The sequence below is a fragment of the Saccharopolyspora sp. genome, assembly GCF_017434145.1.
GTDB classification, from domain to species: domain Bacteria; phylum Actinomycetota; class Actinomycetes; order Mycobacteriales; family Pseudonocardiaceae; genus Saccharopolyspora_C; species Saccharopolyspora_C galaxeae.
On the sequence record NZ_JAFRFW010000198.1, the window covers coordinates 1 to 7,948 of the forward strand.

Annotated in this window: 7 protein-coding genes and 1 pseudogene; 3 read left to right on the forward strand and 5 right to left on the reverse strand. The window is 69.8% G+C overall.

Annotated features, from left to right (window positions below):
• Positions 1-739, forward strand: a 739-nt coding sequence (locus IJH84_RS05450; protein WP_295141030.1) for an SDR family NAD(P)-dependent oxidoreductase, incomplete at its 5' end; no start/stop codon positions are given.
• 31 nt (positions 740-770) lie between these two features.
• Entirely contained in the window at positions 771-1,712 is a 942-nt protein-coding gene (locus IJH84_RS05455; RefSeq protein ID WP_295141033.1) for an alpha/beta hydrolase, read from the forward strand.
• A 16-nt stretch (positions 1,713-1,728) separates the two neighbouring features.
• Here IJH84_RS05455 and IJH84_RS05460 read toward each other — a convergent pair whose 3' ends face one another.
• Together IJH84_RS05460 and IJH84_RS05465 are read right to left on the reverse strand one after the other, a co-directional pair.
• Entirely contained in the window at positions 1,729-2,361 is a 633-nt protein-coding gene (locus tag IJH84_RS05460; protein ID WP_200071756.1) for a TetR/AcrR family transcriptional regulator, read from the reverse strand.
• Between the two features lie 302 nt (positions 2,362-2,663).
• Positions 2,664-2,864: pseudogene (locus IJH84_RS05465) on the reverse strand (enoyl-CoA hydratase-related protein); the annotation flags it as partial.
• Positions 2,865-3,228: 364 nt separating this feature from the next.
• On the opposite strand from IJH84_RS05465, the gene IJH84_RS05470 reads away from it, so the two are divergent.
• Positions 3,229-4,554 (forward strand): MCE family protein, encoded by a 1,326-nt coding sequence (locus IJH84_RS05470; protein ID WP_295141038.1) that lies wholly within the window; start codon positions 3,229-3,231, stop codon positions 4,552-4,554.
• A 158-nt stretch (positions 4,555-4,712) separates the two neighbouring features.
• Here the strand turns inward: IJH84_RS05470 and IJH84_RS05475 are convergent, their stop codons facing one another.
• The 3 genes from IJH84_RS05475 to IJH84_RS05485 form a co-directional block, all read right to left on the reverse strand.
• Positions 4,713-5,885: a trans-acting enoyl reductase family protein gene (locus IJH84_RS05475; RefSeq protein WP_295141041.1), complete on the reverse strand. Its 1,173-nt coding sequence runs from the start codon at positions 5,883-5,885 to the stop codon at positions 4,713-4,715.
• 414 nt (positions 5,886-6,299) lie between these two features.
• Complete coding sequence (locus IJH84_RS05480) at positions 6,300-6,890, reverse strand: hypothetical protein (protein ID WP_295141045.1); 591 nt, start codon at positions 6,888-6,890, stop codon at positions 6,300-6,302.
• Between the two features lie 124 nt (positions 6,891-7,014).
• Positions 7,015-7,948, reverse strand: a 934-nt coding sequence (locus IJH84_RS05485) for a hypothetical protein (RefSeq protein ID WP_295141047.1), incomplete at its 5' end; no start/stop codon positions are given.

The following is a 7,948-nucleotide window of genomic DNA, read 5'->3' on the forward strand; positions in this document are numbered from 1 at the left end:
GCGCGCGTTGGGCGGGCGACGAGTCCTGACCGCCGTCGCCGACGTCCGCGACCGCGCCGCGATGGACGCCGCCGTGCGCGAGATCGCAACGGAGGCCGGGGGCATCGACGTGATCGTCGCCAACGCAGGCGTGACGCCACCGCCCGCGACGCTGCGCCAGATCGACCCGGCCGACTTCGACCGCGTGGTGGACATCAACCTGACCGGCGCGTTCAACACCGTCCGCCCGGCGATCGACGAGGTCATCGCCCGCCGGGGACACGTGGTGGTGGTCTCGTCGGCGGCGGCGTTCTCGCCCGCGCTCGGAGGTGCCGCGTACGTGCTGAGCAAAGCGGCCGTCGAGCAGCTCGGCCGGATTCTGCGCCTGGAACTCGCCGGACACGGTGCCACCGCGGGAGTCGCCTACTTCGGCATCGTGGACACCCGCCTCGCGCGGTCCACACTGGACGAAGATGAACTGGGTGCGGAGCTGAACTCGCGGCTGCCATGGCCGCTGCGCCGCCGCATCACGCCGCAGCGCGCGGCGCGCTCGGTCGCTCGCGGAATCGCCCGGCGGGCCGGCAGCACCACGGTTCCTCGCTCCTGGCAGCCGTGGGGGCTGCTGCGCGGGCTGCTGAACGTGCTCATCGACGGTCAGCTCGTCACCGACCGGCGCAGCCACGCGTTCATCCGCGACTTGGAAGCCAGGACCGACCGGCAGGCGGCGAACTCGCCCGCGGATTCGGGAAAACCGTCATGACCCTCCGCGCGGTGCGGGTGACCAGCGCTGCATGACCGTCCGGATGCCGATCGGCGGCCGAGTCTCGGTCCGCTCCCGCGCACTCGCGGCGGTGCTGCGCCGGACGCTGCGGCCCCTGATCGAGCGGGCTCCGATCACCGCGGACAGCGTGCGGCGCGTCCGGTCGATCACCGGTGAGCTGGGGCCGCTGCTCGGCCCCGCCCCGCGCGGAACGCGGGTGCATCGGGTGCCCGAAATCCGCGCGGACCTGGTCCGCACGGGACGCGGCGCGCGGCGGGTGATCCTCTACGCCCACGGCGGCGGATTCGTGCTGGGTTCGTCCAAGCTCTTCCGCGCGCAGGTCGCGCGGCTGTCGTCACTGTCCGGGGCGCCGGTGCTGTCGGTGGACTACCGGACCGTGCCGGAACACCGCATGCAAGACGGTGTCGAGGATTGCCTCGACGCGTACCGATGGCTGCTCGAGCGCGGGTATTCCGGCGATGACGTGGTGCTGGCCGGGGATTCGGCCGGTGCGAACCTGGCCTTCGCGGTCGCCCTGCGCGCGCGGGAGCGGGGGCTGCCGCGCCCGGCTGCGATCGCCGCGACGTCGCCATGGCTCGATCTCGCGGGCAGCGGCCCTTCCTACGAAGCGAACCGGCTGCTCGATCCGTACCTGCCCGCCAGGGCCGCCGCCGAGGTGGCGCGGATGTGCGCGCTCGACGCGGAGCTGACCGACCCGCTGCTGTCGCCCCGCTACGCCGCCTTGCACGGGCTGCCGCCCGTACTGATCCAGGTCGGCTCGATCGACCTGCTCCGCAGCGACGGTGAAGTGATGGCGCACCGGTTGGGAAAGGCGGGCGTGCCGTGTGAACTGCAGGTGTGGAACGGGCAGATGCACGCCTTCACCTTGCTGGCGGGTGTGCTCCCGGAGGCGCGAGCGGCGCTGCGCGAACTGGGCGCCTTCGCCGCGCGGTGCACCGACCGGCCGGGCTGACGGTTCGTCCTGCCGCTCAGCCGGGCTCCTGCGAGGCCACCACGTTCGGAAAGGTCGTGACGAGCACGTGCAGGATCACGTCGGTCAGCAGCACGTGCAGATCGCTGCGCGAAAGCGCCCCGCGCACCAGCCATTCCCGCGATGCGGCGCGGATCATGCTGCCGTAGGAGCGGATGATCGCCCGCAGCGTCTCGCGGTTCTCGACGACCTCGGTCATCATCGCCGCTTCCAGCACGCGGTCGGCGGCGATCTCGTCGCCTTCCGCGAGGATCTCCTCGACCTCCGGGTCGCGTCCCATGGCTTCCGGGCCGATCGCGGTCAGCCACATCTCCTTGTTGCGCTCCACCACGTCCAGCCACCGATCCACGCTGATGGCCAGGCGCTGCTCCATGCTGGTTTTGGGCAGGTGCTCGGTCACCGTCGCCGGGATGACCATCATCTGCCGGATCACTTCCAGGTACAGCCCGCGCTTGCCGCCGAAGTAGTGGTTGATCAGGCCGCGGGCGACGCCCGCCTCGTCGGCGAGGTCGGCGGTGGAGATCGAGGAGTAGGTGCCCGCACCGAACACCCGCCGCGCGGCGGCGAGGATCTCCGCTTTGCGCGCTTCCGGATCGAGGCGCCTGCGTGGTGCCGAGGACCGCACACTCATGCGCACCACCTTATCTTCAGCGGGTCAACGGTCTCATCCGGAAACGGCGCGGAAGCCGTGAATATCCGCTGTGACGTGGGAATCGAGTTGTTGGCGATCCGCCAATCAGCGGCCGTGCCCGCCGGTCGGCGCTGGATCAAGTCGCGCGGGTCGTGGGAGCATCCTGCTGGACCCAGGGCAGGTGACTCGGCAGATCGCGCCCGACGGTTCCGGGGAAGTTCGGGGCGCGGCGTTCCAGGAACGACGCCACACCCTCCATCGCGTCCTCGTTCGCCGGCAGCCCCGCGATCAGCCGGGAATCGATCCGCGCCGACGCAGAAGTCCTTGCCCTCGCCGGTGAACACGACGTCGCGGACGTCCTCGTCCCGGTCCGCGCGGTCGAACGCGTCGGCCAGCTCGTCGGCCATGCCGGCGGTGTGAGCGTTGCGGGCGCGCGGGCGGTTCAGCGAGATCGTGGCGACCGGGCCGGTGCGCGCGTAGCTGATCTCTTCGCAGTGCTCCACTGGCGCACTTCCTCTCTTGCGGCGGCAAGCGTAGCCAGTGGTGAAATATTGACAAGTTGTCAATAATTCACCAACGCTGGGTCGTTGCCGCGATCCGTTGCGGCCCAAGGAAGTTCGGCCGCTTCCATCGGCTGGCTCGGGTCGGTGCCGAGGCGAGCGCCCGATGCAATGACAGCGCCGGAAGAGACGCTCGACGCGGCGTTGTGCGAGCACGACTCGCCGACCTGAACAGCCGTTACCCGAACTCTATTGACAGTGCGGCAACGGATCGTGAGGGTGGCGCAGGTCATACGTGGTGCCGTCCGGCGCGGCCGCGGGGCGGCCCGGCCAGGTGGTGGTGACGGCGAAGGCGAAGGGGCCTGCGATGAGATCACTGGTGGCTCTCCGGCGACGCCTGCTCGGGCTGACCTTCGTCGCGTTCGTGGTGCTGATCCCGATGCTGTGCATCGCCGTCTACCGCGGTGCCTTCAGCCGCGATTCCGAGGTCGTGCTGCGCGCCGGATCGCTCGGGAACCAGATCCTGCCGCAGTCCAACGTCAAGGTCCGCGGCATGATCGTGGGCCAAGTCCGCGAGGTCGTCCCGGTCCCCGGCGGCGCGCAGCTGCGGTTGGCGATCGCCCCGGACAAGATCAGCCGGATTCCCGCGAACGTCTCGGCGCAGCTGTTGCCCAGCACGCTGTTCGGCGAGCGGTACGTCGCGCTGCGGCCACCCGCGGACGAGTCGTCGAGGCCGCTGACCGCCGGTGACGTCATCGAGCAGGACCGCTCGAAGGCGTCGGTCGAACTGCAGCAGGTGCTCGCCGACACGATGCCCGTGCTGCAAGCGGTTCGTCCGCAGGACCTCGCGGTCACGCTCAACGGACTGAGCCAGGCGCTGGACGGCCGCGGCAGATCGGTTGGCGAGACGATTTCGGAGCTGAACCGGTACGTGGCCGGGCTGAACCCGTCGCTGCCGCAACTGCAGCAGAACCTGCGCGAAGCGGTGGGTGTCGCCGAAACCTACGAGCAGGCGGCGCCGGACGTCCTCGAAGGGCTCGGCGAGCTGAGCAGCACGGCCCGGACGCTGGTCGAACAGCGCGCGAACCTCAGCGCGCTGACCGGGCAGCTCACCGCGACATCCGAGGACACGACCGGTTTCCTCCAGGGCAACTCCGAGAACCTGATCCGGATGAACGCCTCGGCCCGTCCCACGCTCGACGTGCTGGCGAAGTACGCGCCCGAGTACCCGTGCGTGTTCGCGCAGAGCGCCGGGATCATCCCCGAGGTCAACCGGGTGTTCGGGGTGGGCACCGCGGAGCCGGGTGTGCACATCACGCTGGAGGTCGTGCCCAACCGGGGCAAGTACGTGCCCAGCGATGCCGCGGTCTACGGCGACGAGCGCGGGCCGCGCTGCTACCCGATGGTGCGGGCGCCCCAATATCCGCCGGACGGCCCGGTGCAGGACGGCACGTCGTCGCCGCCGCCTGCCCGGACCGGGGATCAGGGTGTGCTGCCGAGTTCCGATGCTTCCTCGTCCGCGAACTCGGGGGCTTCCGGGGGCGCCGCGCCGGAGCTCGGGGTCGCCAACTCGCCGGCGGAGCGCGAGCTGATCGCCGCGATCGCGGCACCCCCGCAGGGCGCGGATGTGCCGCCGTGGTCGAGCCTGCTGCTCGGCCCGTTGTTGCGCGGCACCGAGATCACCGCCCGCTGAACCACCGTTGACCGGAGCCTGTCAGCTATCGAGCAACGGCGCTCATGACCGTCCGGGTTCGAGGCCGCCGAGGCGCAACGGTTCGGCTGCCGCTCGCAGACGGCGGCGGAACCCGCCTCGTGACGGTTCGCAGCGAGGCGGGCTCGGAGCCGCCGGGGTCAGGGCAGGGTGCGGATGGTCAGGCCCGCGGTGCGGAGCCGTTCGAGCAGGGCCGAACCCATGGCGGTGGCGGCGGTGACCTGTCCCGCGGTGCTCGGCAGGTCGTCGAAGGCCAGGCACAGCGCGGATTCGGCGAGCATCTTCGCGGTTTCGTCGTAGCCCGGGTCGCCGCCGGCGAACTCGGTCTGCACCTGCTGCCCGCCGGCTTCGCCGGTGAAGCGCACCGAGAACCACGACTTCGCGCGGTCTTGCTCGGCCGGGCCGGTGCCGGGGGCGCGGACGGTGGCCAGCGCACGCCGCGCGGGCGGAATCTGCGCGAGCAGCCCGAGGGCTCCGAGCCCGGCGATCCCGCCGACCAGTACGGGAAGCCGTTTGACGGCGGCGTATTGCCGGTAGGTGAAGTCCGGCCCGTACTCGGGCAGCGCGGCAGCCGAGCGGGCGACGATCCGCGGGTCGAGCGTGGGCATCGGCGCCAGCCACATGCCGCTGCCGTGGTCGCGGCGCGGCGATCCGAGAGGTGTGTGGATCCGCCGGTTCTCGGGGCGAGTCTCGACGCGGCGGCGCTGTTTCGCGGCGTCGGCCATCTGGCGCGGCCGGGACAGCGCCGTCAGCACCGATGCGTAGGTGCCGCCGGAGAAGGACGCGTTGGTCCGGACCTGGCCGGTGATGGTGACGGGTCGCTCGGCGGGCAGCTGCCGCACTGTGTGGTAAACGCCCAGGTCGTAGGGGATCGAGTCGAACCCGCAGGCGTGCACGATCCGGGCGCCGTTGCGCACGGCCGTCTCGTGGTGCCGCAGGTACATCCGGTCGACGAACTCCGGCTCGCCGGTCAGGTCGACGTAGTCGGTTCCCGCTGCGGCACATGCGGCGACCAGCGGCTCGCCGTACTGCACGTACGGCCCAACGGTGGTGATCAGCACCCGGGTGCTCTCGGCGAGCTTGCGCAGGCCGGCCTCGTCGGTGCTGTCGGCGTGCAGCAGCGGGAGGTCCGCACAAGCGGGATTCCGCTCGCTGAGCCGTTTCCGCACGTCAGCCAGCTTGTTCTCGTTGCGGCCCGCGAGCGCCCAGCGGCATCCGGGCGGCACGGCTCCGGCGAGATACTCGGCCGTGAGCTCACCGGCGAACCCGGTGGCGCCCAGCAGCACCACGTCGTAGCTGCGTTCACTCGTCATCCGCTGGAGATCCTTCCCGTTCCCGACCGCGCTCGTCCTCGCAGCAGCGATCGTAACGGCGTTATAGCGCCGGTCTCCATCCCACCGCCGCACCGGACCAGGCGCCCATGACGAGCGGCGCTCCGACCCGCACAGCGCGCCGCGCTGGGCGTCCCGCATCACGGTGGACCCGACTGCACAGCGGCGGCTGCACTAGCAGGTGGCGGCGAAGTCGCCAGCCCGTACTTCGGCAAGGCAACGCACGACTTCGCCGCGCGCAACGAGCGCATCCGGCTGATCGAAGGGCCGGAGCTCAAGCACCTGCTCAAGGAGCACCTCGACCTCGACGTGGTCATCGGCGCGAAGATCCCGAACCGGAAGAACTGACCGATGCCGCGTCGTAGCTGGGAGCGCGGGCCCGGCCGCTCGCGCTGATCAGACCGGCGTGAGTTCGCTTTCGGTGAGGTCGGTGTTGGCGAGCAGGTACTCGATGACCTGTTGCGGTTGGGCGGCGCGGGTGAGTACGGCCATGTTTCCGGTTTCGGGCCAATAGTTGTCGACGAGGGCGACCTCGAAGCCGTTGGCCAGACCCAGCAGGCAGATTTCGCGGCCCTCGTCGGGGTCGTCGTCGAAGGTGTACCGGAGGCGTTGCATGGCATCGGTGACCGACAGCTTCAGCGCGGCTATCGGGGGCGCATCGGTCAAGTCGCTCCACCGGTAAAGCGGTAGGGCCCGCAGCGGTGGTTCAGTCCAGGGCCGTTGACGATCCATCTCGGCGACCACTTTGGACAGAAACATGCGCAACGTCTCGTCGCTGTGCGGCTGGGGGATGTTGGCTCCCAGATCCGCACCGTTGGCCACGGCGTACGCGAGCGCGTCGTACTGCTCCTGCTGGGTCAGCGTGACGTAAGGCTCGGCGAGGAACCGCTGAGCTTCGCGGGCGGCCAGCTCATCGGTGAGCTCCTCAGCGAACTGCACGCAGTAGACGAGGCCGTCGACCGGTCGGCGCCAGGATTCGCCGGGCATGGATCTCCTTGAGCTGTTCCGTGGCGGGCTTCGCAGGGGCCTCGATGTCGACGTCGGGACCGAATACCCCGACACCGAAGCCGACCTCGGCGAGGCTACTGCTGACCGCGGCGGCCGTCCGTGCTTACCCGACCGGCATGAGTTCGTTTTCGGTGAGGTTGGTGTTGGCGAGCAGGTAATCGATGACGTGCTGGGGCTCGGTGTCGTGAGTGAGTACGGCCATGGCACCGGTTTCGGGCCAATAGTTTGCGACAAGGACGATCTCGGTTCCGGAGACGAGGGCGAGCGGGCAGATGTCGCGGCCATCGTCGGGCGCAGGGCGGAAGGGCTGGCGGAGGCGCTCCTCGGCTTTGAGGGGCGACATCGTCAGTCTCGCGACTGGGGTAGCGTCGGTGAAGTCGCTCCAACGGTTCAGCGGAAGAGGCTGCAGTGGGGGCGGAGTCCAGGGCCGTTGACGGTCCATTTCAGTCAGTACCTTGGACATGAACTCACGCAGGTCCTCTTCGGAATGGCTGGAGGCGGCGAAGCGTCCGAGGTCGTTGCCATTGGTTACGGCGTAGGTGAGCGCGTCGTACTGCTGTTGCTGGGTGAGGATGTCGACGGGATCCGCGAGCAGCCGGTGCGCGTGGTGGGCGGCCAGTTGGTCGGTGAGTTCGTCGGCGAACTGGACGGCGTAGGCGAGGCCGTCGGCCGGCGGGCGCCAGAACTCGCTGTTGTGCATACGTTCCTCCGTGTCTCCATTGTCCGCTCGGTGGTGTTCTGCGCGGTCGATGATCCTGACGTCGGCGTCGGGGTCGAATTTGGCCTTGCGGTCGTTGAACAAGTGGCGCATGAAGTTCATGGTGGCTTCCTTGCCGGGCCGGTAGTGGCCGCTCGCGTTGCTGACGAAGTGCACCACGCCGTCTTTGACACCGAGCTCGCCCGCAGCGGCCACCGGCTCGCCTGCGGCGAGGCTGGAATGGTGGAACCGGCCGAGTTCTTGGCGGTTGGAGGCGAAGATGTCGCCGTTCTTGTCCATGACGAAGATCGCCCGGGGGTCGTTCTGCGAGTGCAGCGAC